Below are 23,269 nucleotides of genomic sequence, written 5' to 3'. Positions count from 1 at the left end.
AGTCATGCGCCGCATAATTCCAATCCTTCTTTTACTTTGCAGCTGCCAGAAAGTGGTAACGCTGCAGCTCAACAACGCTCCGCCCCAACTTGTCATCGAAGGCAATGTCACCGATGGTCTGCAGCCGGATACCGTAAAGATCATGCGATCGGTCAACTTCTACGCCGACAACACTTTCCCTATGGTCAGCGGTGCTTCCGTGACCATCAGCGACAATACCGGTGTCACCGACCACCTTACCGAGACCTCCCCGGGAGTTTATATTACCAGTACTTTACAGGGCAAGCCTGGCAATACCTACAACTTGTCAGTAGTCGTCAATGACACGACCTACTCGGCATCGTCCACCATGCCCCTGCTGGTGCCCCTGGATTCCATCACTTTTCGGAGCTCCAACCGTTTCAACAGGAGTCAGATCAACGCCGTGGCCAATTTCCAGGACCCTCCCGGCGTAAAGAACTACTACCGGTTTCAGGAATATATCAACGGTACGCCTTTTACCAAGGATATCTTTGTATTCGACGACCGGCTTTCGGATGGCAAGTACATTCAGTACGAGTTGGATATGGATAGCATATATCTCTACGTAGGCGATCAGTTAAAAGTGGACATGTACTGTGTCGAAAAGAACGACTACGACTACTTCTTCCAGTTGTTGCGATCCTCCGGGACAGGCACCTTCAACACGAATGCTTCCCCCGCCAACCCCTCCACCAATATCAGCAATGGGGCCTACGGGTATTTCAGCGCCCATACCGACCGGTCGAAGACGGTTGCAGTTTATTAGGTAATTTTATATCATATGTTCAGGATTCGACGGAAATATAGTGTTGTTTATCACATCGTCATCTGGGCCTTATTGTTCCTCTGCATCTTTTTGCTACGGTCGTGGAACCATGGGCGCAACGAAGTGCACCTCACCGATAGCATGGTGGTCGTCATCGGCTTACCCTATATTGCACTTTTTTACCTGCACGCTTACTGGCTGATCCCAGGGTATCTTTTCCAGCGGAAGCGGACGGCCTATGTGCTCCTGGTTCTGGGCATCTTATTGATCGTCGTATTCCTGGCGGGGCTCGTCTTCTACCTGGGCGGGCTCCCGCCGGCTGGAGTGACGTATTTTCAATCTGTGTCCAAAAGAATTGCCCCCGGTCTTTTCATCCTCCTGACCAGCGCCAGCGTGGGAGCTTTCCGGGAAGCATCCAGGCTGGATAAGATCCACAAGGAAAAAGAGAACGAACATCTGCGCACCGAATTGTCCTTTCTGCGTGCCCAGGTGAATCCCCACTTTATGCTTAACGTACTCAACAGCATGGTGCTGCTGGCCCGGAAAAAATCCGATCATCTCGAACCCGTGCTCATGGAGCTGGCCCGGCTGATGAACTATATGCTGTACGATGCCAACGATGAAAAGATAAGGCTCGAAGATGAGATCGGCTATCTCCGGGCCTTCATCGACCTGCAGCTGCTGCGTTTTGGCGACGACGTCACCGTACGGTTCAATGCACCCGAAAAAGTGAATGGCCGGTGCATCGAACCCATGCTGCTGATCCCGCTGGTAGAGAATGCCTTCAAACATGGCATCGGTCTGGTGAAAGAGCCGGTGATCTATATCGACATCGCCATCGAGAACAACACCCGCCTGGCCATGACGGTAAAGAACAAATATAATCCGGTAGTGCGGCAGCAGGAGAGGAGATTTTCGGGCATCGGCCTGGGCAACCTGAACAAGCGTCTGGAGCTGATCTACCCCGGGGAATTTGAATTGCAGCGTACCGATACTCTGCATGTTGATGCTGCCGCCTCGGAAAACTGGTTCATCATCACCTTAAACATTCCGCTGCAATGATCAAATGTCTCGCTATTGATGACGAAACACCGGCGCTCGATATCCTCGAAGACAATATCCGGCAGGTGCCTTTCCTGCAATTGGTGGGAAAATGCAAAAATGCCTATACGGCAATGGAGGCGATGCAACAAGGATCCATCGACCTCCTTTTCCTCGACATCGAGATGCCCGGCATCAGTGGACTGAGCTTCCTGAAAAGTCTTCCCAACAAACCGATGGTCATCTTCATCACCGCCTACCGCAATTATGCCGTAGAAGGCTTTGACCTCGATGTCCTGGACTATCTTGTCAAACCTGTCTCTTTCGACAGGTTTCTAAAAGCCGTTAATAAGGCCCTCGAATACCAGGGCTTCAAACAAAAGGAAGAAAGTCAGCATAACAACTACCCCGACTACCTTTTTATCCATACGGAATATCAGCTGACAAAGGTCTTCATCCACGAGATCACTTATATCGAGGGGCTGCGCAATTACATCCGCATCCATCTCACCGGGACGGCGAAACCCCTGCTCTCCAAACTGAGCCTCAAAGCCATCGAAGAAAAGCTGCCCGCAGGCAAATTCGCCCGGGTGCACAAATCCTTTATCGTCATGCTGGATAAGATCAGCTCCATCCGCAATGACATCATCCGCATCGGCAACCGGGATATCCCGCTAAGCCGGTCGTGCCGCGAGGATTTTTTCAAAAAGATCGATCCCGGGGCATAAATTCCTATCTTCAGGGGATGAACCAGCGGTACTATTCCCTTGACGTCTTCCGCGGCGCCACCGTCGCTTTTATGATCCTCGTCAATAACCAGCCAGGGCCAACCTACACGCCCCTCGACCACGCCCCCTGGCACGGACTTACCCCCACCGACCTCGTCTTTCCTTTCTTCCTCTTTGCCGTCGGCAATGCCCTCGCCTTTGTCATGCCCCGGATGGAAGAAAAAGGCAACGCCTATTTCCTGCAAAAGGTCTTCCGCCGTACCTTGCTGATCTTTGTCATCAACGTCCTGCTCAACTGGTTTCCCTTCGTCCACTGGAGCCACGACCACCTGGTGGGCAGTGGATGGACATGGATCAACGACAACGGCGATCTCACCGGCGTTCGGGTGATGGGTGTCCTGGCGCGGATCGCGCTGGCGTATTGCGGCGCCGCCCTCATCATCTACTATACGAACCGGAGGTTCGTCGCCCGAAGGGCAGACATTAGCTCGAATGCCGCGTCGGGCTATTTTTTGAGTCAGCCCGAAAGCGGCGTTCGCGCAAAATTGAGAGGTGCTTTCTTCATCAGCGGCTGTCTGCTCATCGGCTATTGGGCGCTGTGTCTCTTCCTGGGCGACCCTGCCGACCCCTACAGCCTCAACGGCTACTTCGGCACCGCCATCGATAAGACCGTCTTCGGCCCCCAGCATATGTACCATGGCGAGGGCGTTGCCTTCGATCCGGAAGGTCTGGCAAGCACCATACCCGCCATCGTCAGCGTGATCCTGGGGTATTTTGCCGGCACCTACATCCGCCTGAAAGGGAAGTCCTATGACATGCTGGCCCAGCTCCTCGTAGCGGCCTTTATTCTCCTGCTCGCCGGCTATTGCTGGGGCGCCCTCTTCCCCATCAACAAAAAGATCTGGACAAGTAGCTATGTGCTGGTCGCCGCCGGTTGGGCATTAGGGACACTGTCGCTGCTCATCTACTTCATCGAAGTTCGAAGGGCCGGCACCGCCGGGCCGGCCGAAGGCCAGTCATTAGCCAACGTCACAGGCTCCTGGAGCAAATTTTTCGACGTCTTTGGAAAGAATCCGCTCTTTATTTTCATTTTAAGCGGCGCTCTGCCCCGGCTGGTCAGGCTCATCCATTTCAGCGATGGGGGCAAAACGAGCAATCCCATGGCCTGGTTCTACAACCACTGCTGCAAACCCCTGTCCCTTGGCCACGAAGAGAATGCCTCGGTCGTTTATGCCCTCACCCTCCTTGCCCTCTACTGGCTTATCGGCCAACAATTGGATAAGCGGAAGATCTATATCAAAGTCTAACGTACTTTTGCCCTACTCAAACAACGCATTATGAAACCATTCCTTTTATCTTTCCTGTCTGTTCTTGCCATCAGCACCGCATTTGCGCAGCGCGACACTCCCGACGAACTGCCCACATCAAAGGGGCCGCTCACCATCCAGCCGCTTGTCCACGCGACCATGGTGCTTACCCTGAAAAATTTGACGATCTACGTCGATCCCACCGGGGGCGCAGCCAACTATACGGGGATAAAACCACCCGATCTCATCTTCATTACCGACATCCATGGTGATCACATGGATCCCGCCACCCTCTCCGCCGTCCGCACTTCTTCGACCATCCTGGTAATGCCAAAGGCAGTGGCGGATAAATTGCCCGGCGACCTCAAGGCCAAGGCCGTCATCCTCAACAACGGTGAAACGACCACCCAGGCAGGCATAACCATCACCGCCATCCCCATGTATAACCTTCCCGAAAGCCCCACGGCTATGCACACCAAGGGCCGCGGCAACGGCTATGTATTGGGCATCGGTGGAAAGAATATCTACATCTCCGGCGACACCCAGGGCATCCCCGAGATGAGGGCCCTCAAAAATATCGATGTCGCCTTTGTCTGTATGAATCTGCCCTATACGATGGACGTCAACGAAGCCGCAGACGCCGTCCTCGCTTTCAAGCCGAAAGAAGTCTATCCCTACCACTATCGCGGCAAGGATGGGTTTAGCGATGTCAAGGCTTTCAAGGCAAAGGTCGAAGCAGGCAATAAAAATATCAAGGTGATCCTCAAGAACTGGTATCCGGCAAAATAAATAGCCGCCAGAAAAAACTGCCGCGCAAAACAAAAAGCCGCCAAGGAAACTTGGCGGCCTAATTAATTCCGGCGGGTCTCAACAATGGCCTTCACTAGGATATTGGCGCATTGCGGTCTTCATAAGCCGGATGGCTTTCGGGTGGATATTGGAAATCAAACTTGCAGGTTTTGCTTGATATCAAAGATGCAGTGAATCAGAAGCATCTCATAACATTCTGTCCACTATTCGCTAACATTCCTCCATTGGCTTAGTGGACCTTAAGGGAAACTCTTAGTGATAGGAAAATTACTATGTATGTTTATCGTAGATTTACGATTATTTTCCCCCGATCAATTCACATTGTGAATGCTCGCCAGCTCCATGAGTTCGATGACATTCTTTGTCCGGGTGCGTTCGAAGATCCGCGACTTCAGCGTCGATACCGTACTGACACTGAGGTTTAGCGTATCCGCTATCTGTGTCGTCTTCCAACCTTTCAGGAGATAGTGCAGGACATCCATTTCCCGGGCGGGCATCCCGGCAAAGGGGAAAGACTCGATCTCTTTTTCTTCGGAGTTCTCCGATGCGGGACGCTGGTTGGTGAGAAACTGACCTATCAGCCGCATGGTCTCCAGTTCATTGGCTGCCTTGGAAACAAAATACCTGATCCGGTAGGGAAGCAATGCCCGCTCATAAACGGTTATCGGCTGCATGGAAAAGATCAGTATCTCGAGTTCAGGATATAGATTACGGATAGCAGGGATAACTTCCAGCGCGCTGCCGTCGGAAAGGAAAATGTCGAGAATAAGATGCGAATATGTTTTTGTCTGCAATTCCTGCATCAGTTGACTACAGGTCCACACTTCCTTCACACCATCTTTCCCGATATGCCCCTCCACAAGGAGTTTCAGTCCCTTTCGGGTCATGCTGTGATCATCAGCGATGAGCAATTTAGTTACCATATTGTCCCTTAATACTACCCGCATCTACCAATTATAACTATTCATACTGCCACCATCGCGCAGTGATTTAATCATGCGATTAGTAATCAACTATTTGCATAAAATAAAAAAACCCTGCACTTTCATGCAGGGATGCGCTAATCAGATGCATTAGCCATTTAAACCTTATCCTATTGACGGCAAAGTAGATGCATTTTACCATTTGGACTGTAGAGATATTTCGACAAAGCGTTATTTTTTTTGAGAAGAACGCTCCTGTTTCATAAGGGTATTCATAGTGCTGGTCATCAAGTATTTAGCCTAGAAAAAGGGTATTGGTAATATAATAAATAAGGTATATTTTACATTTCCTGGGCTATGTTAAGACTATGGCGAAAGCTAAAATATGCCGGAGCCGATGGCTTCTATGAGTCCGATATCCGGCGCGCCATCTGTGTTGGCGTCAACACGATGTGTGTTTGCATCTTTCTGTTGAATCTTTTCTCCGGATTGATCTTCTTCCTCATTAGCGGAAAGGCTGGCATCCTCGCCGGCGCCTACGCAGAAGGCTTTCTGATGCTGGCGATCGTCGCACTCAACTTTCGACGGCAGTATGTTCTCGCCAACATCCTTTTCTATTTCGTTATCAACCTGGCAACTTTCTATTTCGGTGCGATACTGGGGCCTGACGCTGGGGTGCAGTCGATGTTCCTTTTCATCCTCGGGCTCATCTTCTTCGTCTTCGACAGTACTGCCAGCAGGATCATTTGTGTATTGATCACACTTTGCCTGCTGTCTCTGCTGGAAATAGAATATCAGCATCCCTTCATCCAGGCGATAAAATTCACCCCCAATGTCAGTTTGCTGATAAGAAGCGTCGTTTATCTCGTGATCATTTCCCTGGTGTTGCTCATCTTCTACCTGTATAAGAAGAATGTCCTTCGCTTCCACACCCGTTCGCGCGAAGCCGAAGCCTCGCGGGATGCCGGCGAGAATCTCAACAATCTCAAAAATAATTTCTTCCAGCACATCTCCCATGACATCAGGGGCGCCTATTTCGGGGTCGGCAGCATCGTCGCCGTCATTCATGACAGAGTTTCGTCGAGCCACACCGTGACGCCGCAGTTGGCCGATAGCCTGTTACTGGCTTCGCAGAATTACAAATACATGCTCAACCACTTTCTTGAATTCTCCAAATTCAAGATGGGGACGGTCGACGAGATCAATGACGAACTCATCGACGCAGCTGCCGAACTAAAACAGATCGTACAGTTCAACCAATACCTTGCCGAAGAGAAGAACATCCGGGTCGATATCGACCAGCAGGACGGCTTCCCGCCAATCGTTCTCACCGATCGGCTGAAGATCAGCAGGATCTTCTATAATATTTTTGTCAACGCCCTGAAATTCTCTCCCCCCGACTCCCGCATCCGGGTTTATTTCGGAAGGGAAGACAGCGTCTGGATAATAAGAGTCTCTGATCAGGGAAAGGGCTTTCAACCCGACCAGCTCGCGCATATCTTTCAACCCTACGCGACAAGCAAGAGCCCCGAAAACCCCGAGGGCATCGGTCTTGGGTTGTATATTACCAACTACCTGACAAATATCCTCGGGGGTCGCATCGACATAGCCTCCGACCCCGACACCGGTACCGCAGTCGAGCTTCGGTTTCCCTTACGCGACAACGATGCCTGACAAAGTCGTCTCTTTCCAGATAGACCGGCTGCGCTTATACCTTTTCGTGTCCACCTGCCAGAGCCAGCAGGTCTGCACACATTTTTTTATGCCATCCAGGTATTGTTGCAGTCGTTCGCTTTGCTCTCCATCTAATGATGCGGTGATCTTATGTTCGATGGTCCGCACATTCCCTTCATATTCGATCAGCAGGTTGCGAACGATCGTCGTGGCTACCGACAATGCTTCCTTAAGCTCCATCTTGAAATTGTTGAGCACGATAATGGCCAGGAGATTCGAATCGCTGCGGTTGTCGATGACTTCTTTTTCAAAAGAGAAAACGTCATTCATCAACGCGCCGATGAGGGCAACGGTCGTGTTCAGCTCCCTTAGGTCGTCCGCCAGGCCGGTCTTTTCCAGTAAGGGCCAGTCGAGATAGTTGCCCTGGCTGTATTCTATCATCGATACCGTATGCGGCATCCCCGAGATGTCGGCCCTGATGCTGATATATTCCTCTATCTTGGGGATATAGCCAAGCGAGATGCAGTCATAGGATTTGTGAGCTACCGACAGATGTTTCAGGTAAAGCGACAAAAAGGGTTCGAACCAGGATGCCGGCGAAGTCCGCGCAATTTCCGCCAGCACATCCAGGTTGGCCCGCTCTGCGCCAAAGGCCGCATCCGCAACCGACAAAGCCGCCGCCACGCCATGGGTGGCATCGGACATCCCCGCAAGCCGGCGCCTTATTTCATTAAGCCGCTGCCGCTCTGCGGTCGTTGACCGGTATTCCCGGCCCATCGTGTCATTCAGGTAGAAGTCCACCGCGTAGTTGCGGGCAATGAGCAGTATCTTTTCCGGCGGGGCGTCGGGAAACAGGTACAAGGCGCAGGTGAGATAATGCTCGGCGTTAGGCAGGAGAATGCCAACCGCATTGCCATACCCGATGACGTTCCTGATCATCTCCGCCATCTGCGGATGCGGATGATAATCCCGGCAATAATCCTCAAGGTTAAAAGCTTCGGAGTCGAAAAGATCGGGAAGGGAGACGCAAAAATGCTGGCTGATGAGGCGGGCGTATTCGTTTTGAATACGGTTCATGGCAGATGAAGTCACTGCCTGAACGTTGGGTTCAAGTTGCATAATAGGTAAAGTTTAAATGATTAAGGTTCTATAAGTTACTACTTTTCATCTAAGCAGTAACTCCATGGCACAATTTTTCTATTTCTATGTGAAAACGCTAACCCATGACTCATAAACCATTGTTAATATTCCTGTTCCTTAGTTCGATACTATCCTGCCGGGACCACACTCGCCCCGGAGAAACCTCCACGGCTTCCACTTCCGGAAGATCGGTGCCCGCTGCATCCGCAAGCGAGATCACGATCCCCCGAAACACGACCATCGACCCGGCGCACGCCTATAGCGATCTGTTTCTCGACAGCATCGACCTGGTGGATTTCATCCGCCAGCAGCATTTAAACGACACCCTGGCAAACGAGCTCCACAATTTCTACAACGCCCGCAATTTCCAGTATGCCTGGTTCACCCGTGATGGGCTCACCGAGCAGGCCCTTGCCTTCTCAACGCTTTATCAATACAGCCAGGATAGCAGTACGGGCCGCAAATGGCTGGACGGGGAATTGAACTCCCTGGAATCTGAAGACAGCCTGCAGCTGACAGCGATCGACCCCGTCCTGCAAAGGACGGAAATGCTCATGACCTGGCGGTTTATGAACTATCTCAACCACCGGTATACGGATAAGAAGCAACGTCTGACGGCTTTTCTCCAACTCATTCCTGTACGCAAGCAAGTCCCCCTCGATATGGCGCGCTCCCTCGTAGCGGACAGCGGCATGGCCCTCGCCACCTCGGGAATGGAAGGCCCCTGGTACCAGGCCCTCGCCAGAGAATTACCAAAATATCTCGACTGGCAGCAGGCAGGAGGGTGGGGGCGTCTGCCCCGGACCAATAAGAGCTACAAACCCGGGGACAAAGCCGGTTTTATCATCGCCGTAAAGAAAAGGTTGCTATTCACCGGGGAAATGGTCCCATCGGATACAACCCAACTCTTCGACGAACAACTGGAAACAGCTATAAAAGCTTTTCAGGGGGTACATGGCCTGACACCTGATGGTCGCATCGGCCCCACTGTTATAAAAGAGCTCAATATCCCCGTGAAGGCGCAGATAAAGCAGATTCTTGTCAATCTTCAACGCATGTACTGGATGCCCGCCGACGCGGACAAGCAGATCATCATCGTCAACATCCCCGATTTCCGGCTGCAAATTATGGACAGTGGCCGGCCGGCGCTGGCGATGAACGTCGTCGTGGGAAAAGAAGGTCATAGCACGGTGTTGTTCTCCGGCCGTCTCGACAGGATCATCTTCAATCCCTATTGGAATGTCCCGCCCTCTATCGTAAAAAAAGAGATCCTTCCCGGCATGGAGAAAGACACCGCCTATCTGACCAAACACGACATGGAGACAACCGGCATGGAACAAGGGCTGCCTGCCATCCGGCAGAGGCCAGGCGAGAAGAATGAATTGGGGAGGATAAAATTCCTGTTCCCCAACAGCTTCAATATCTATCTCCACGACTCACCACATAAAGAACTGTTCAATATGACACGGCGGGCCTATAGCCATGGCTGCATACGCGTGGCCAATGCCCGTGGCCTGGCGGCCTGGCTCCTGCGTGATATGCCGGGATGGTCAGCCGAAGACATAGACAAGGCCATCGCAACCGGGCAGAACATCGGCCTCAAGCTTAATGAACCCGTCGCGGTGCTTATCGTTTATTACACCGCCTGGGTGGACGAAGAGAACAAGCTTCAATTCAGGGAAGACATCTATGGTCATGACAGCACGGTAGCCGGGCGTCTATTCCTGCCATAGCTGGGTGCATACAAAAATAAACAGCTGCCGCCTTTTATCTCATCGATAATGGCACCATCCAGTTCTTCGGGGATGGCAGGGCACCCTTCACTGCGGCCAAGGAATCCCCATTGCTGGATATGTTCCTCGCTGACATAGCCTGCCGGATGCATGATGATCCTTCGGGCAAAGGCATGATCGTTCCAACCCCGCTCTATTCCCTGCAGCCGCAGAGAATAACCGTGTTGCCCGAAAAAAGCATCTCCCGTCAGATAAAAGCCAAGACTGCTCATAAAGCTGTTGGTCCGGTTGGAGAACCGTGTCGCCATCAGTCCCCCCGAATTGCGACCATGCGCGACAAACGTGTTGAAGAGCAGCCGGCCATTCAGCATGTCTATGACAAACAGTCTTTTTTGAGTGGAGGGAAGGGAAAAATCGATGATCGACAGGACATCGGGATTTTGTATCGTTCCGTTCATCTGCAACGTCAAAAAGCCAAGTACGGCCTTATGGAAAGCCTCTTTTGAAAGCGCCAGACCTTGCAGGTCCAGGTCTTCATATAAAAGATCGAATCGGGCAGAGTCGGCCAGCGAGACGGTGGTCCTGGCGTGAACGGTAGCGGCAGTGGAAATAGTAGTAGAGGAAATCGGAGTAAAGGAAGTCGCGTGCGGCGCAAAACTTAAGATCAGGATGGCGGCTGGTCCGGCCCACAATAACTTCATCACAGTAAGATTTTTTGATTTGATATTGGGTTTCGGCAAATTTATCAGCATCTCCCGGTCACTGGCAACAGCGCCGTGGCTTTATGAAAACTTTAACGAAAAACATGTACCGTCCGACGGGGTCTCCTCCTAAATGCGCGCGCCAGCCCTTCGGACAAGCCGCCTCCGGCGACTTAATGCGCGCGCCAGCCCTTTGAAATTAATTATATTTTTTGTCACGCTTTTTTTCCGGTCTGTGTCTTGTAAGAAAAACAGCAATATATGAAACAAAGAATCTCCCTCATGGAAGCCCCGAAGGGGTACATGCAGACCCTCCTCGCAGTAGGCCATTATCTGGACAAATCCGGCTTCGAACCCAAATTCCTCGATCTGATAGCCTACCGCGCCTCCCAGATAAACGGCTGCGCCTTCTGTCTCGACATGCACCACAAGGATGCCATCCACAACGGCGAGACCGAACAACGGCTCCACAGCCTGCCCGCCTGGCGCGAATGCCCTTATTATTCCGATGCGGAAAGGGCTGCCCTCCAAATGACGGACGACCTTACTATCAAATGCGACGTAGATGATGCCACGTACGAAGAGCTGACGAAATACTTTACAAAAGCCCAGATTGCCGATCTTGCACTCGCGGTATCCATGACCAACACCTGGAACCGGCTCAACAAGACCTTCAGGACCACTCCGGGTAATTATAAAGTGAATGAATACAAAGCAGCTACAACAACCGCTTAAATGAAAGATTATCAGAACATCCTGTTCCCGTATGCGTATAACATCCTGGGTTCGGCCGAAGACGCCCGGGACGCCATCCAGGACGTGCTCGCGAAGTACTATGCCGAACCCCGCGAAGGGATAGCCAATGAAAAAGCCTATCTGATAAAAAGCGTCATCAACCAGGCCATCAATAAGAAACAGCGCCGGAAGCTGGTCCCCTCATCCGAGGTCTGGCTTCCGGAGCCGGTGGCCACCGAGTCGGCGGATGCCAATGTCTATCTGAAGGATATCCTTTCCTACTCCCTGCTGGTGCTGCTCGAAAAGCTGAATGCAAAGGAAAGGGCCGTCTTTATTCTGAAGGAAAGTTTTGACTATGGACATGAAGAGATCGCCGATATCCTGTCCATCACGGAAGAGCATTCGCGTAAGTTGCTGAGCCGGGCCAAGGCCCGCCTCTTCAAACCGGGGGAGTCCCAACGGAATCCCATCCATGACGCCCATACGAACGTCCTCCTGCAAAATTACATCGACGCCATCCGCGCCCGCAACATGGACAAGCTGGAAGCGCTGCTGGCGGAAGACATCGCCTTCTATGCGGACGGCGGCGGCAAGATCAATGTCGTACGGAAGATATGCACCGGCGCACCCGAAGTGGCAGAGCTGCTGGCGCTGGTTTATCATACCTATCAGCTCAAATCCACGATCCGCTTCACCGAGGTCAATTATCAGCCCGCCCTTCTGTTTTACAACGGGAGCAGGCTGATCTCTTGTGTGGTATTCGATATTTCACCCGCCGGTGACCGCATCGTACAGATCAACGCTGTCGTCGACCCGGAAAAATTAAAGAACATCAACTCCTAAGACCGGCTCAGGGACCCCCATACTGGCAAGGTAGGAGTGGGCGGGATGCAGCTGCCGCTGTTTGGGTGTGATGTGATAGCGTTGTTTGAAAAGCTGGACAAAATGCGGCAGGTTCTCGAATCCCACGGCATAACATACTTCGGTGACGTTGCGGCTCCTGTCTTCCAGCAGGGAATAGGCTTCCTTAAGCCGCCGCTGCAGTATCCACCGCTTGGGCGACATATGATGTATCGCTTCGAATTTGCGTTTGAAGGAAGACAAGCTGTGGCCGGCAAGAAAAGCCAGCTGCCCGAGGCTGAGCGCCTCCCGGAAATGTGCTTCCATCAGGAGGGTTAGCGGGTTCTCCGAGGGACCCTGCCGTAACAGGACATCCAATCCCTTGTTGGCCGGGGCGGTCAACAACAAGGTGAGCAGTTCGCGGATTTTAAAAGGAAGGATGGCCTCTACTCTTGCCTTTTCGCCCGGGGAATCGAAATAATCCGCCAGCTGCGCTATAAGCCCCATCAGCAGCGCATCCTGTTCCAGCCGGATGATGGGCTGCCGCTGCCCGGCTGCGAGCGACTCGTCCTCGGACAGTCCGTCGAGAGAAGCCAGAAATTCGCCGGAGAGCCCGATCACCAGCGAAGCATACCCGTGCAGGCTGTCTGCCAGCCGCTCTGACCGGAGATAATTTCCCGGGGACATGAAAAAACCTTCCCCCGCACCTATTTCCAGTTTACCGAAGGCATGATACAACCATTTTCGTCCATGAAGGACAAAAGTCAGCGTGCTTTCTTCGAGTTGAAGATAGGTTTTTTCGGCAGCTTCCCGCTGCCGGTAATATACCATCCGGATGTCGTCTTTGCAGGAGAGTACCAATCTTCCGTCGCTAAAAATATCTTGCATAGTGGCTAGTGTACAACTAATCCTCATCGTCCCATTCTCGCTCCGTTGCTTCAAACGCTCCGCCCGAACCATTGTGACGATCGGCTTCTATGTCATCGTCGTTAAGCGATCGTTCCTTTTTCTCTTCAGGAGGGCGCTCCTGCAGGAAAGGTGTTTCCTTCCGTCTGACGGGGGGCTTCCGGACGCCGGTGTCGGCTATTTTTTGTTTGTTCTTCATTTCTTATCAAGCCAAATAATCATGCCACACTAACGGGATACCGCTCGTGGGGAAATAATTCCACAAATAGCGCGCGTAAAAATCTGCCGCTAAAAAAAATCCGGCCTGAAATTTTCTTGCAAAAAGGGGCAAGCCGCACCACCGCAACGTCGCTGACGCTGGGACCGGGAGTATTTATCTATCGCCGTTGCTAACACCTATTAAAAGCTGATCTCATCATTTGGAAAAACGGTCCGGCCCTGGTTACATGCATTCCTATGTTAGCCCGCCTTGATAAAACGCTCCCGGTCCCTCGTCACCCGCACCTCTTTACCTGCCAGGATAAATCGGTATCTTGTACAAAATTGTCCTATGTTCCGCAACTATCTTAAATCGGCCTGGCGAATCCTTCACCGGAACAAAACCTATTCCGCCATCAGCATCCTGGGTCTCGCCCTTGGTCTGGCCGCCTTTATCCTCATCAACGCCTATGTGCATTTCGAGAACAGCTTCGACCGCATGCATAAAGACGGTGAAAATATCTACCGGGTGGAAAGCCGCTTCTATAAGGGAGATCAGCTGGTCAACGATTGGGCTACCAGCACCAATGGTTATGCACTTGCCATGAAGGACAACTTCCCCGAGGTCGAATCTTACACCCGCATCAACTTCAGCGGCAGTGAAGTGGTGATGCGTAACAACGATATTAAGTTTCGCGAACAGCGGATTTGCTTTGCCGACAGCAACTTCTTTTCTTTTTTTTCCTATCCGCTGCTGCAGGGCGACCCACATACTGTGCTAAAGAATACCAACACGGTCGCTATCTCCCAATCGGCGGCCCGACGCTATTTTGGTGCGGCTAACCCCATGGGCCGGTTCCTCGACATCAGCACCATCTCCCGAACCTATCATTGTATGGTTACGGGCGTCTTCGCCGATTTCCCCGCCAACTCCACCCTCCACAAGGATTACCTGCTCTCCTGGGCCACATCGCCGGTATGGCAGCAAACCACCTGGTATCTCCACCAAAGCTATACCTGGCTGCACCTGAAGCCCGGCACTGATGTCCATGCAGTGGAGGCGAAGTTTCCCGCCCTGGCGGAAAGGTATAAGGACGGTCCGGCCCTCAAAGAGCTGAAATGGGCCATCACCCTGATCCCGCTTGCCGACATCCATCTCAATCCGGCCAAACAATATGAGGAAGAGACAAAGGGCGATCGCAAGGCCGTCAACTTCCTGTCGGGCATTGCCTGGTTCATTCTCTTCATTGCCTGCATCAACTATATTAACCTGTCTACGGCCCGCGCCGTCCAGCGATCGAAAGAGGTAGGCGTCCGGAAAGTGAGCGGCGCCCGCCGGTGGCAGCTGGCCTCGCAGTTTCTCTTCGAGTCTTTCCTTGTCGGCGTCCTTGCTCTTGTTTTTGCCATCGGCCTCGTGAGCCTTGTTCTTGCGGCCTCCGTCCCTTATAGCCTCAGCTTCGACACCGGTCTTTGTATAAGGCTGTTCGTCGTCTTCGTCGCCTGCATCGTGGGTTCCGGACTCTATCCTGCGCTGGTGCTGGCAGGGCTGAAGCCCATCGCCGTCCTGAAAGGGCGTTATTCTTTTTCTCCCGCCGGCCTCCGGTTCAGGAAGGGGCTGGTCATTTTTCAGTTTACGCTGTCCCTTCTGCTTATCGCTGGCACGCTGGCCATCTTCCGGCAGATCCGCTTTATGCTGCAGCAGCCGCTGGGTGTCAACATCGACCAGACGCTGGTGGTAAAAGTCCCCGTAAATACGCCCGATTACGCTCAAAAAGCCGCTGCATGGAGAACCTCGTTGTTAAACCTTTCCGGGGTCAAAGGCGTCACGGGCTCGGGGTCTATACCCGGCAGAGAGGTGGGGGAGTTTCTCGCCAACAGGAGGTATAGCGATGCCAAACAGAATGAACGCACCTATGAGATGCTGAAGGTCGACCCGGACTTCATCGGGCTTTATGGGATGAAGGTTATTGCCGGCCGTGGCTTCGGGCAGGGCCGTCTGGCCGATTCCACCGGACTCGTCCTCAATGAGGCGGCGGTGCAGCAGTTCGGCTTTGCCTCACCGGAAGCGGCCATCGGCGAAAGGATCTGGCTTGAAGTCAACCCCGGAAGGCCGGATAAGGTCATCGGAGTCATTCGCAACTATCACCAGCAATCCCTCCAACAGGACTATACCCCTGTTATCCTTTTCATGGACCCCGCTTATCCCTGGGTACCGGTGCATTATTACTCCCTAAAGGTCAGTACGGCCGACATTGCCGGCCTCGTCGGCCGCATCAAAACGACCTGGGCGGGTCTCTTTCCCGAGTCTTCCTTCGACTATTTTTTCCTGGACGAGTATTATGACCAGCAATACCGGCGCGAACGGCAGTTTGGCCAGGTTGTCGGCTGGTTCTCTGCCCTGGCGATCGTCATAGCCTGTATGGGGTTGTTCGGCCTCACCGCCTACACCGTTACCCGGCGGACCAAAGAGATCGGCGTCCGTAAGACCCTCGGCGCTTCCGTGGCGGGCATCACCCGGTTGCTTACCTGGGAGTTTGTCCGGCTCATCGTCATCGCAGGCGCCGTCGCCTTGCCTCTCGCCGGATGGCTTATCTCTCAATGGATGCAGGGCTATGCCTTCCGTACTACCCTCGTCTGGTGGCAATTTGCGCTGCCGGTGGCGCTGCTTATCGCGATCACGATCGCAACGACGGGCTGGCTCACAGTCAGAGCCGCGCGCATCAACCCGGCAAATGCGCTCAAGGAAGAGTAACGGCCGATGGGCACTCATATTCCCCTTCTCGCCAATCCCCACTCCGCCATCGCTTGTAGGATAGGGGTGAGGGTTATCCCATTTTCAGACAGGCTGTACTCCACATGTGGTGGTACAACGGGCTTCACATCCCGCACGATAAGGTTATCCACCTCCAGTTCCCGTAAGTGTTGGATCAGCATCTTCTCGGTGATACCGGGAATCGCCTTCCGCAATTGTCCATAGCGCGTGGCGCCGGCCATCAATTGATACAGTATCAGTGGTTTCCATCTCCCGCCAATCCTCTCGAGGGTATAGGTCACCGGGCATGCCTGCACTATCTGCTTGTTTTGCTGGTTGGTAGAGCTTTCCTTAATTGCTGTCATGGTACATACTTTAGGGTAAGTACTATCAAAATCGATAGTGAAGGTATAGCTTTGTTGCCTCAATTCAAAAAATATGAAATACGTTTTACTGGGGTCGCTTGGAAACATTACCAAACCCCTTGCAACACAATTGATTAAGGCAGGGCACAACATTACCATCGTGAGCAGCCACGCGGACAGAAAGCCGGCCATCGAAGCCTTGGGGGCTACCGCCGCCATAGGTTCGATCGAAGATATTGCCTTCTTAACCAGCACCTTCAAAGGTGCGGACGCCATTTACGCCATGATCCCTCCAAAGTGGGATGCAAAGGAATGGAAGCAATGGATCGGCGGCATCGGGAAGAAATATGCTGAGGCTATCAAGGCGGCCGGGGTCAAAAAAGTCGTCAATCTCAGCAGTATGGGAGCCGATCTGCCCGATGGGGTAGGGCCGGTCTCCGGCCTGCATCTGGCTGAAGAAGCGCTCAACGCGCTCTCCGGTGTAGACATCCGGCACCTGCGGGCCGGCTTTTTCTATACCAACCTCTACTCCAACATCGGGATGATCAAACAGGGCGGCATCTATGGCAACAACTATGGCGCCGATGTCCCGCTCACATTGGTTCACCCCCGGGATATTGCAGCAGTCGCCGCGGAAGAATTGCTCAGTCTCGCTTTCCAAGGCAGCAGCGTCCGGTATGTTGCCAGCGATGAAAGGACCAGCAAGGATATTGCTGCCGTCATCGGCGCAGCCGTTGGGAAGCCGGGGCTGCCTTATGTCGAGTTCGGCGATGAAGACACCCGCAAGGGCCTTCTCGGCGCAGGGCTGTCCGAAGAGGTCGTCCGCAACTACACCGAAATGGGCGTCGCTGCCCGTACCGGCCTGATGTTCGCTGACTATAAAAAGCACCGGCCGCAGTTGTCGCCCACGAAGCTGGAGGATTTTGCAAAGGAATTTGCTGTTGCTTTCGCACAGAACTAGCCATGAAGGAACCGGCCGTTAGGCCGGTTCCTCCCCCTACGTCGCCGCGCCGACATTGTCCAATCGAAAAACATCGATACATTTGTACCGTGAACGGAAAACTCGATACCAGGCGGCTGGAAAGGATGTGTAAGGCGCTGGGCGACCCCTACCGCATCAAGATGTTGGAGTACATCCGGCAAAACCCCGAATGGACCCAATGCACAGCCATAACCGAAAACTTCAACCTCGCCCAATCTACCGTGTCCCATCACCTGAAGCAACTCGTAGACGTTGATCTGGTCGTCGCAGAAAAAGAAGGCCGCTGTACAAAATACAAGATCAACAACGATGCCTTTGCCGAGTATGTGGAATACCTCAAATGTTTCCAGGGGTAGGAGAGAAGATGACATTTTTTTTCGAACAAATCATCGATATATTTCGTTATATCGAATGGAAGGAACTACTAAATCAACGATCATGAGACTGATAAAAGAAAAGAATCGCGGGATTGCAACCGTCTTGGCCTTTGCGCTCATCCCGCTGACCGGACTTGCTACTGATGTCTATCTGCCGTCGCTGCCAGCTATGGCCGCCGATCTACACGTGAGCAGTGGCGCCATTCAGAATACTTTACTCGTCTTCCTCGTCACTGCCGGCATCAGTCAGCTGTTTGTGGGAAGCCTTCTGGATAGTTTCGGCCGCTTTCGCATCAGCATAGCCGCCATGCTGCTCTTCTCCCTCGCGAGCTTTGTCATTGCCAATACACATAGCATTTATGTGCTTTTCGCAATGCGTGTAGTGCACGGGATAACGGTGGCGATCATCGCTGTGGGCAAACGGGCCTACTTCCTCGATACGTTTGAAGGCGAGAAGCTCAGGAGTTATACGAGCCTCTTCTCCATCGTCTGGGCTACGGCTCCCATCGTGGCTCCCTTCATCGGCGGTTATTTGCAGGCTGCCTTCGGCTGGCATGGCAGCTTCTATTTTCTCGGGTTCTTTACCCTCGCCATCCTGGGCCTCGACCTGGTCTTCGGCGGTGAATCCTTAAAGACCTTAAGCCCTTTCAAGCCTGCCGCCATTCTCAATACTTATGGCTCGATGTTGAAAACCCGCGACTATGGAATGTCCATGATCATCATGGGCCTCAGCTACAGTATGCTGATGGTATATGGGATGACGAGTCCCTTTATCATCGAACACGTTTATCGTTGTTCACCGATCATCACCGGCTATAGCTCTCTGCTTTCCGGTGTAGCGCTGATGACCGGCGGCATCATCTCGAAGTCTATCATCCACAGACCGCTGGATAGAAAGATTCCCGTGGCCATGGGTCTGCAGACGGTCGTCGCCGTCGCTCTTCTCCTGGTGTCCGTATTCTATCTTTCCAATCTTTATACGCTGCTTCCCTTCGTGATGCTCCTGAACGTCGGCGCCGGGTTCATCTTTAATAATATCTTTTCGTATGCCCTCGGCCGGTTCCATGGGCATGGCGGCATCGTCAGTGGCCTCACCGGCGGCGGCAACTTCGTCATCACGTCCTTTTTCAGCTATGGCATCGTCAATACCCTGGTCATAAAGAACCAGGCTGCGCTCGCCGTAGCCTACCTGGTCTTCGTACTGTTGGGTATCCTATCGTTCATCCTGTTTCAGCGCTATCGCTACCGCGGGACGGCGAGACTGGCCACCGGCGAAAAAGCAGCTACTGCTGCCCCGGCTGTTGCCGAAGCAATGTATACTCACTAGGATCGATGTCGACAAACGCATAATGCCTGATGTCATCGATGATCATCTCATCCAGTATCGCAACTGCATTACGATAATTGGCATCCCGGGAAGGCTTGAGGATAACTTGAAAAAAGGCTTTGTCACTCCGTCTCTTTTTATCCATCAGCACTTCCCGGATGCTTTTATAATCACCGGACTTCATTTGTGCAGGATCCTTGCCTTCGTAAAAGAACACCTTATTCTTCTTGCCTAATAAAAGTGTTATCACCTGCGATTCTTTCGCGGGTTGCCGCTGGTCGTTGGGCACATCCTTTGGTAAGATCAGATGCAGCGCCTTCGGCTTTGCCATCGTCATCGTAAACATGCAAAAGGTAATAAGCAGGAATCCAAGATCGACCATTGGGGTAAGGTCCACGCGAAGGGACAATTTTTTCCCTTTCCGGACGCCGGGGCCTTTTTTGTGGCCACGGCCGGAGACATCCAATTCCGCCATAAGAAGTATTTCCTATTTAGATGCCCCGGTCAGCCAATTCCACAAACCTACTTCGGAACAGCATCCTTCGCGATAACCGTCCAGTCATCACCCCCATGCCCTTCCGCAATATATTTATCCATCTTCGCGGCAATTGCCGGTATAATGGTCAGACTCCCCTGCGACGCCGCCTCCATCATCAAACGGGTATCCTTCCTCGCCATGCTCAACTCCCACGAAGGGCTGCTATAGTTGCCCGACGTCATCCGCTTCAGCCGGGCCGGCACCATTCCCGCCGGATTCCAGGTGTCGAACAGCATATTGATCTCATCCATGGAGATATGGACTGATTTTGCAAAAGCAAGTGTATCGGTAAGCCCGCCGGTGAGCGTTACGAGGAACAAATTCCCCAGCAGCTTCATTGCGGCCGCCTTACCTGTTTCCGTGCCAAAATTCAGCACCTTCCCCGTCATCTTCGCCAGCGCTGGTTCGAAGCGGGCGATAACGGCCTGGTCTCCCGACACCAGCATGGTACCGGTGCTGTCCAATGCATTGGGCGGACCCATGAATACCGGGGCATGCAAATAGGTAAATCCCTTTTGGCCCCATTGCCTGGTGCGATCGATCGCGCCCTGCGCCGAGGTCGTGGTATGGTCGATAATGGTCGCGCCGGCCATCAGCCCCGGTTCTGCTTTTGCCAACACCTCATCGACCGAAGCATCATCCTTCAAAGTCAGATGGACTATCGTCGCGCCTTTCACCGCATCTATCACCTCGGGAAATGCTTTTGCTCCATATTGTTCCAATGCCGCCGCTTTTGAAAATGTCCGGTTCCACACCTGTACCTGCCCGCCTTTATTGATCATGGCCCTGACAAAATTGGAGCCTAAAAGGCCCATGCCTAAGAATGCTACCATAACTTTTTTTTATAAAGATACACAATTGACCATCTCAAGCCGTCCCGCCATCCCCAGGCTAACCGCCCCATTTTCGACTTGAAAATTAGAAGAAACGTATATTTGGAATGTGTAATACTCTGTATGTACGGAGTTTGTTCAAACACTAATCTGCTTCTTTATGAATTTTGATTTTCTGGTAAATGTAGTCCAGGAGGCACATCGCACATTACAACAAACCGCTGTGCGGACTATTAATAAACATTTGACCATTCGTAACTGGTTGATCGGATTTTATATTATCGAATATGAGCAAAATGGAGAAGACAGGGCTAAATATGGCGAAAAGTTGCTACATGCCTTGGCAAAGGTTATTGCTATTAAAGGGCTGGCGGAGACCAACCTGAAAACAAGTCGCCAGTTCTATATGCTATATCCTCAAATTGGTCAGGTAATAACTGACCAATTGGCTTCATTAGGCTTCAAGCCTTCTGCAATTCGTCAGTCATTGACTGACAAATTTCATTCAGTTGATAATCAAATAATTAAAGAGGCTGATCTTCAATCAAAGCCTGTTCAAAATGATTTAGTCGCAGTACAACCGGACAGGCTCATTTCAAGATTGTCTTATACCCATTTAGTGCAACTTTTCCCAATTGATGATCCGCTGAAACGGGTTTTCTATGAAATAGAATGTATAAAGGGAAATTGGAGCGTAAATGAATTGAAGCGCCAAATCAATACACTGTATTATGAGCGTAGCGGCATGAGCCGAAAACCGGAGCAATTAAGCAGGTTTGTTCAGGAGAAGGCGGAAGAAACAAACATAGCGGATATTATTAAATCACCATTCACCTTCGAGTTTTTAGGCCTGAAGGAAAAGGATGTCGCATTCGAAAACGATTTAGAGCAGGCACTCGTCGCGCATTTGGAGGAATTTCTGTTGGAATTGGGACACGGCTTTTGTTTTGAAGGGAAGCAAAAGAGGATTTTGATTGGGGATGAATATTATTTTATCGACTTGGTTTTTTATCATCGGGTATTGAAATGTCATGTTCTGGTCGAGTTAAAAATTGACGAGGTCAAGCATGAACATATCGGGCAATTAAAAACATACATCAATTATTACAAAAAGGAGGTAATGCTTGCAAATGATAATCCACCAATCGGTATTCTTTTAGTAACCAAAAATAAGAAAGCATTGGTGGAGTATGCAGTGGCAGATAGCGACCTTCAACTTTTTGTAAGTAAGTATATGATAGAATTGCCGAGCAAGGAGCAATTGGAAGATTTTATCAGGAGGGAATTGAACAATTATTAATAGGCAGGCCAGGCTCGCTGCTCGCACCACTATCGACCCAGCTCCCTCATCGCCACAAAATGATGTTCATCGTGTTCTGCCACAAAATAAGCCAGGTCGATGATCCTCATGGGGATTTTCAGCCGGGGATGTAGACTTGTATGTTCCACATCCAGGGTATCGATGCTGTTGAGAAGAGACAAAGTGGCGTTTCTTTCGACGGCAAACCGATCCACCAACGCAAGAATAGCATAGTCATTGAACCCGGCCGCCGATGTAGTCTGGTTATTCAGATCGGCAACGGTCATCGTGGGTTTCTTCTCCCGGATGTCCTGGAAGCGGATACGCCACAAAGGCTCCAGCACCGACAGATGGCCCGCATGCTCTTTGATCGACCATTTCCCGTCGGGCTTCATCGTCAGCACTTCCTCCGGAAGACCGGCCACCGCCTGTCTGAGCACCTCCGGCGCCCCTGCCAGCTGCTTATAAATGGCAGCATACCTGTCCACCCCAAAACTTAGATCGAATGTTCTTTCAAACCATTTTTCCATAGTCAAAAATACAAAAGCCCCCGCACTGCGGGAGCTCCAAACTGATATTAAATAAATTATGACAGATAATAATGCCACAACAGCATGGTGGCAATGGTCCGGTAAGGCCTCCACCCCTCTACGACCGGTAAAAGCTCATCGCGATGCGTCTCCCTCGGAAACCCCTTCACCCGCTTCAACGCATTCACGGCCGCCAGATCACCCATCGGAAAGACATCCGCCCGCTGCAACACAAAGATGAGGTAGACATCGACCGTCCAGTTGCCGATGCCTTTCAACGCGGTAAGCCGGGCCCGCACTTCTTCATCGGGCAAGATCCCCATCCCCGGCAGGTCCAACTCGCCGCTCAGCAGCTCCGCGGCAAGATATTTCACATACCCCATCTTCTGCCGGCTGAAATAACAGGCCCGCCACTCTTCATCGCTCAACGCCAGTGCAGCCTCCGGCGTAACCTCGCCGATAAATTCCCGCAACTTATTCAATGCCGCCAGCGCCGAGGCCAGCGACACCTGCTGCTCCAGGATGATGTGCACGAGGGTTTCGAAGGTGTTGGGCCGGTTCCACATCGGCGGATAACCATGGGCCTCGATGATGGCTGCCAGATCGGCATCGGCCCCGGCAAGCCCGTCGCAAAGAGACAGGAAATTGTACGTTGAGAAAGTATTCAGCATCATCGACTACATCGATTTCGAAAATATACTATACCCGGTTCTGGCTAAAGATAGATCGATTGGGTATATTT

The 23,269-nt window shown here is 52.0% G+C and carries 24 protein-coding genes; 14 read left to right on the top strand and 10 right to left on the bottom strand.

Annotated elements, in window-relative coordinates:
- The first annotated feature begins 4 nt into the window (after positions 1-4).
- Genes IEY39_RS11355 through IEY39_RS11335 form a run of 5 tightly spaced genes read left to right on the top strand, consistent with a single transcriptional unit; the run spans position 5 to position 4,652 of the window.
- Positions 5-787, top strand: a complete 783-nt coding sequence (locus IEY39_RS11355; RefSeq protein WP_188931495.1) for a DUF4249 domain-containing protein — start codon at positions 5-7, stop codon at positions 785-787.
- Between the two features lie 15 nt (positions 788-802).
- The gene (locus IEY39_RS11350; RefSeq protein ID WP_188931493.1) at positions 803-1,849 is read left to right on the top strand and encodes a sensor histidine kinase; all 1,047 of its coding nucleotides are present in this window, start codon (positions 803-805) and stop codon (positions 1,847-1,849) included.
- On the top strand, positions 1,846-2,556 hold the full coding sequence (locus IEY39_RS11345) for a LytR/AlgR family response regulator transcription factor (protein WP_229688876.1): 711 nt from the start codon (positions 1,846-1,848) through the stop codon (positions 2,554-2,556). The genes IEY39_RS11350 and IEY39_RS11345 overlap by 4 nt, the downstream gene beginning before the upstream one ends.
- Positions 2,557-2,573: 17 nt before the next feature.
- A complete protein-coding gene (locus IEY39_RS11340) occupies positions 2,574-3,863 on the top strand; it encodes an acyltransferase family protein (protein ID WP_188931491.1) in 1,290 nt (429 codons plus the stop codon).
- 30 nt (positions 3,864-3,893) lie between these two features.
- Positions 3,894-4,652, top strand: a complete 759-nt coding sequence (locus tag IEY39_RS11335; RefSeq protein WP_188931489.1) for an MBL fold metallo-hydrolase — start codon at positions 3,894-3,896, stop codon at positions 4,650-4,652.
- A gap of 332 nt (positions 4,653-4,984) precedes the next feature.
- Here IEY39_RS11335 and IEY39_RS11330 read toward each other — a convergent pair whose 3' ends face one another.
- A complete protein-coding gene (locus IEY39_RS11330; protein WP_188931487.1) occupies positions 4,985-5,596 on the bottom strand; it encodes a response regulator transcription factor in 612 nt (203 codons plus the stop codon).
- Positions 5,597-5,953: 357 nt separating this feature from the next.
- On the opposite strand from IEY39_RS11330, the gene IEY39_RS11325 reads away from it, so the two are divergent.
- Entirely contained in the window at positions 5,954-7,270 is a 1,317-nt protein-coding gene (locus tag IEY39_RS11325; protein WP_188931485.1) for a sensor histidine kinase, read from the top strand.
- Here the strand turns inward: IEY39_RS11325 and IEY39_RS11320 are convergent.
- On the bottom strand, positions 7,250-8,389 hold the full coding sequence (locus tag IEY39_RS11320) for a terpene synthase family protein (RefSeq protein WP_188931483.1): 1,140 nt from the start codon (positions 8,387-8,389) through the stop codon (positions 7,250-7,252). The genes IEY39_RS11325 and IEY39_RS11320 overlap by 21 nt on opposite strands.
- 104 nt (positions 8,390-8,493) lie before the next feature.
- Here IEY39_RS11320 and IEY39_RS11315 point away from each other — a divergent pair, with 104 nt between their 5' ends.
- Positions 8,494-10,143 carry a L,D-transpeptidase family protein gene (locus IEY39_RS11315; protein WP_188931481.1) on the top strand — a complete coding sequence of 550 codons (1,650 nt, stop codon included), beginning with the start codon at positions 8,494-8,496 and terminating at the stop codon, positions 10,141-10,143.
- Here IEY39_RS11315 and IEY39_RS11310 read toward each other — a convergent pair.
- Positions 10,104-10,844 carry a murein L,D-transpeptidase catalytic domain family protein gene (locus IEY39_RS11310; RefSeq protein WP_188931479.1) on the bottom strand — a complete coding sequence of 247 codons (741 nt, stop codon included), beginning with the start codon at positions 10,842-10,844 and terminating at the stop codon, positions 10,104-10,106. The two genes, IEY39_RS11315 and IEY39_RS11310, sit on opposite strands and share 40 nt — an antisense overlap.
- A 261-nt stretch (positions 10,845-11,105) precedes the next feature.
- On the opposite strand from IEY39_RS11310, the gene IEY39_RS11305 reads away from it, so the two are divergent.
- Entirely contained in the window at positions 11,106-11,579 is a 474-nt protein-coding gene (locus IEY39_RS11305; RefSeq protein WP_188931477.1) for a carboxymuconolactone decarboxylase family protein, read from the top strand.
- Positions 11,580-12,422 (top strand): sigma-70 family RNA polymerase sigma factor, encoded by an 843-nt coding sequence (locus IEY39_RS11300; RefSeq protein ID WP_188931475.1) that lies wholly within the window; start codon positions 11,580-11,582, stop codon positions 12,420-12,422.
- Here the strand turns inward: IEY39_RS11300 and IEY39_RS11295 are convergent.
- Positions 12,402-13,307, bottom strand: a complete 906-nt coding sequence (locus tag IEY39_RS11295) for a helix-turn-helix transcriptional regulator (protein WP_188931473.1) — start codon at positions 13,305-13,307, stop codon at positions 12,402-12,404. The genes IEY39_RS11300 and IEY39_RS11295 overlap by 21 nt on opposite strands.
- Positions 13,308-13,323: 16 nt before the next feature.
- On the bottom strand, positions 13,324-13,524 hold the full coding sequence (locus tag IEY39_RS11290) for a hypothetical protein (protein WP_188931471.1): 201 nt from the start codon (positions 13,522-13,524) through the stop codon (positions 13,324-13,326).
- 351 nt (positions 13,525-13,875) lie between these two features.
- Between IEY39_RS11290 and IEY39_RS11285 the strand changes: the two genes are divergently transcribed.
- Positions 13,876-16,275: an ABC transporter permease gene (locus tag IEY39_RS11285; protein WP_188931469.1), complete on the top strand. Its 2,400-nt coding sequence runs from the start codon at positions 13,876-13,878 to the stop codon at positions 16,273-16,275.
- A 14-nt stretch (positions 16,276-16,289) separates the two neighbouring features.
- Here IEY39_RS11285 and IEY39_RS11280 read toward each other — a convergent pair whose 3' ends face one another.
- Positions 16,290-16,640, bottom strand: a complete 351-nt coding sequence (locus tag IEY39_RS11280) for a winged helix-turn-helix transcriptional regulator (protein WP_188931467.1) — start codon at positions 16,638-16,640, stop codon at positions 16,290-16,292.
- A gap of 73 nt (positions 16,641-16,713) precedes the next feature.
- Here IEY39_RS11280 and IEY39_RS11275 point away from each other — a divergent pair, with 73 nt between their 5' ends.
- The 3 genes from IEY39_RS11275 (at position 16,714) to IEY39_RS11265 (ending at position 19,326) form a co-directional block, all read left to right on the top strand.
- Positions 16,714-17,601, top strand: coding sequence for an NAD(P)H-binding protein (locus IEY39_RS11275; RefSeq protein WP_188931465.1), 888 nt, complete (start codon positions 16,714-16,716; stop codon positions 17,599-17,601).
- An 89-nt stretch (positions 17,602-17,690) separates the two neighbouring features.
- Positions 17,691-17,978, top strand: a complete 288-nt coding sequence (locus IEY39_RS11270) for an ArsR/SmtB family transcription factor (protein ID WP_188931463.1) — start codon at positions 17,691-17,693, stop codon at positions 17,976-17,978.
- 82 nt (positions 17,979-18,060) lie between these two features.
- Positions 18,061-19,326 carry an MFS transporter gene (locus tag IEY39_RS11265; protein ID WP_188931461.1) on the top strand — a complete coding sequence of 422 codons (1,266 nt, stop codon included), beginning with the start codon at positions 18,061-18,063 and terminating at the stop codon, positions 19,324-19,326.
- Here IEY39_RS11265 and IEY39_RS11260 read toward each other — a convergent pair.
- Positions 19,283-19,801: an ExbD/TolR family protein gene (locus IEY39_RS11260; protein ID WP_188931459.1), complete on the bottom strand. Its 519-nt coding sequence runs from the start codon at positions 19,799-19,801 to the stop codon at positions 19,283-19,285. The two genes, IEY39_RS11265 and IEY39_RS11260, sit on opposite strands and share 44 nt — an antisense overlap.
- Before the next feature lie 47 nt (positions 19,802-19,848).
- Positions 19,849-20,697 carry an NAD(P)-dependent oxidoreductase gene (locus IEY39_RS11255; protein ID WP_188931457.1) on the bottom strand — a complete coding sequence of 283 codons (849 nt, stop codon included), beginning with the start codon at positions 20,695-20,697 and terminating at the stop codon, positions 19,849-19,851.
- A gap of 160 nt (positions 20,698-20,857) precedes the next feature.
- Here IEY39_RS11255 and IEY39_RS11250 point away from each other — a divergent pair, with 160 nt between their 5' ends.
- Positions 20,858-21,997: a PDDEXK nuclease domain-containing protein gene (locus tag IEY39_RS11250; protein ID WP_188931455.1), complete on the top strand. Its 1,140-nt coding sequence runs from the start codon at positions 20,858-20,860 to the stop codon at positions 21,995-21,997.
- Positions 21,998-22,026: 29 nt separating this feature from the next.
- Here the strand turns inward: IEY39_RS11250 and IEY39_RS11245 are convergent, their stop codons facing one another.
- Together IEY39_RS11245 and IEY39_RS11240 are read right to left on the bottom strand one after the other, a co-directional pair.
- Positions 22,027-22,527 carry a DinB family protein gene (locus IEY39_RS11245; RefSeq protein WP_188931453.1) on the bottom strand — a complete coding sequence of 167 codons (501 nt, stop codon included), beginning with the start codon at positions 22,525-22,527 and terminating at the stop codon, positions 22,027-22,029.
- A 56-nt stretch (positions 22,528-22,583) separates the two neighbouring features.
- Positions 22,584-23,201 carry a DNA-3-methyladenine glycosylase family protein gene (locus tag IEY39_RS11240; RefSeq protein ID WP_229688875.1) on the bottom strand — a complete coding sequence of 206 codons (618 nt, stop codon included), beginning with the start codon at positions 23,199-23,201 and terminating at the stop codon, positions 22,584-22,586.
- Positions 23,202-23,269: the final 68 nt, after the last annotated feature.

This window comes from Puia dinghuensis, from assembly GCF_014642875.1.
GTDB classification, from domain to species: Bacteria; Bacteroidota; Bacteroidia; order Chitinophagales; family Chitinophagaceae; genus Puia; species Puia dinghuensis.
Note: the sequence above shows the minus strand (reverse complement) of the source record. Positions and strands in the feature narration are given on the sequence as shown.

What these genes read in the sequence shown, in the direction of transcription:
- IEY39_RS11355 (WP_188931495.1), top strand. Translation starts at nt 5, where the DNA reads ATGCGCCGCATAATTCCAATCCTTCTTTTACTTTGCAGCTGCCAGAAA.
- IEY39_RS11350 (WP_188931493.1), top strand. Translation starts at nt 803, where the DNA reads ATGTTCAGGATTCGACGGAAATATAGTGTTGTTTATCACATCGTCATC.
- IEY39_RS11345 (WP_229688876.1), top strand. Translation starts at nt 1,846, where the DNA reads ATGATCAAATGTCTCGCTATTGATGACGAAACACCGGCGCTCGATATC.
- IEY39_RS11340 (WP_188931491.1), top strand. Translation starts at nt 2,574, where the DNA reads ATGAACCAGCGGTACTATTCCCTTGACGTCTTCCGCGGCGCCACCGTC.
- IEY39_RS11335 (WP_188931489.1), top strand. Translation starts at nt 3,894, where the DNA reads ATGAAACCATTCCTTTTATCTTTCCTGTCTGTTCTTGCCATCAGCACC.
- IEY39_RS11330 (WP_188931487.1), bottom strand. Translation starts at nt 5,596, where the DNA reads ATGGTAACTAAATTGCTCATCGCTGATGATCACAGCATGACCCGAAAG.
- IEY39_RS11325 (WP_188931485.1), top strand. Translation starts at nt 5,954, where the DNA reads ATGTTAAGACTATGGCGAAAGCTAAAATATGCCGGAGCCGATGGCTTC.
- IEY39_RS11320 (WP_188931483.1), bottom strand. Translation starts at nt 8,389, where the DNA reads ATGCAACTTGAACCCAACGTTCAGGCAGTGACTTCATCTGCCATGAAC.
- IEY39_RS11315 (WP_188931481.1), top strand. Translation starts at nt 8,494, where the DNA reads ATGACTCATAAACCATTGTTAATATTCCTGTTCCTTAGTTCGATACTA.
- IEY39_RS11310 (WP_188931479.1), bottom strand. Translation starts at nt 10,844, where the DNA reads ATGAAGTTATTGTGGGCCGGACCAGCCGCCATCCTGATCTTAAGTTTT.
- IEY39_RS11305 (WP_188931477.1), top strand. Translation starts at nt 11,106, where the DNA reads ATGAAACAAAGAATCTCCCTCATGGAAGCCCCGAAGGGGTACATGCAG.
- IEY39_RS11300 (WP_188931475.1), top strand. Translation starts at nt 11,580, where the DNA reads ATGAAAGATTATCAGAACATCCTGTTCCCGTATGCGTATAACATCCTG.
- IEY39_RS11295 (WP_188931473.1), bottom strand. Translation starts at nt 13,307, where the DNA reads ATGCAAGATATTTTTAGCGACGGAAGATTGGTACTCTCCTGCAAAGAC.
- IEY39_RS11290 (WP_188931471.1), bottom strand. Translation starts at nt 13,524, where the DNA reads ATGAAGAACAAACAAAAAATAGCCGACACCGGCGTCCGGAAGCCCCCC.
- IEY39_RS11285 (WP_188931469.1), top strand. Translation starts at nt 13,876, where the DNA reads ATGTTCCGCAACTATCTTAAATCGGCCTGGCGAATCCTTCACCGGAAC.
- IEY39_RS11280 (WP_188931467.1), bottom strand. Translation starts at nt 16,640, where the DNA reads ATGACAGCAATTAAGGAAAGCTCTACCAACCAGCAAAACAAGCAGATA.
- IEY39_RS11275 (WP_188931465.1), top strand. Translation starts at nt 16,714, where the DNA reads ATGAAATACGTTTTACTGGGGTCGCTTGGAAACATTACCAAACCCCTT.
- IEY39_RS11265 (WP_188931461.1), top strand. Translation starts at nt 18,061, where the DNA reads ATGAGACTGATAAAAGAAAAGAATCGCGGGATTGCAACCGTCTTGGCC.
- IEY39_RS11260 (WP_188931459.1), bottom strand. Translation starts at nt 19,801, where the DNA reads ATGGCGGAATTGGATGTCTCCGGCCGTGGCCACAAAAAAGGCCCCGGC.
- IEY39_RS11255 (WP_188931457.1), bottom strand. Translation starts at nt 20,697, where the DNA reads ATGGTAGCATTCTTAGGCATGGGCCTTTTAGGCTCCAATTTTGTCAGG.
- IEY39_RS11250 (WP_188931455.1), top strand. Translation starts at nt 20,858, where the DNA reads ATGAATTTTGATTTTCTGGTAAATGTAGTCCAGGAGGCACATCGCACA.
- IEY39_RS11245 (WP_188931453.1), bottom strand. Translation starts at nt 22,527, where the DNA reads ATGGAAAAATGGTTTGAAAGAACATTCGATCTAAGTTTTGGGGTGGAC.
- IEY39_RS11240 (WP_229688875.1), bottom strand. Translation starts at nt 23,201, where the DNA reads ATGATGCTGAATACTTTCTCAACGTACAATTTCCTGTCTCTTTGCGAC.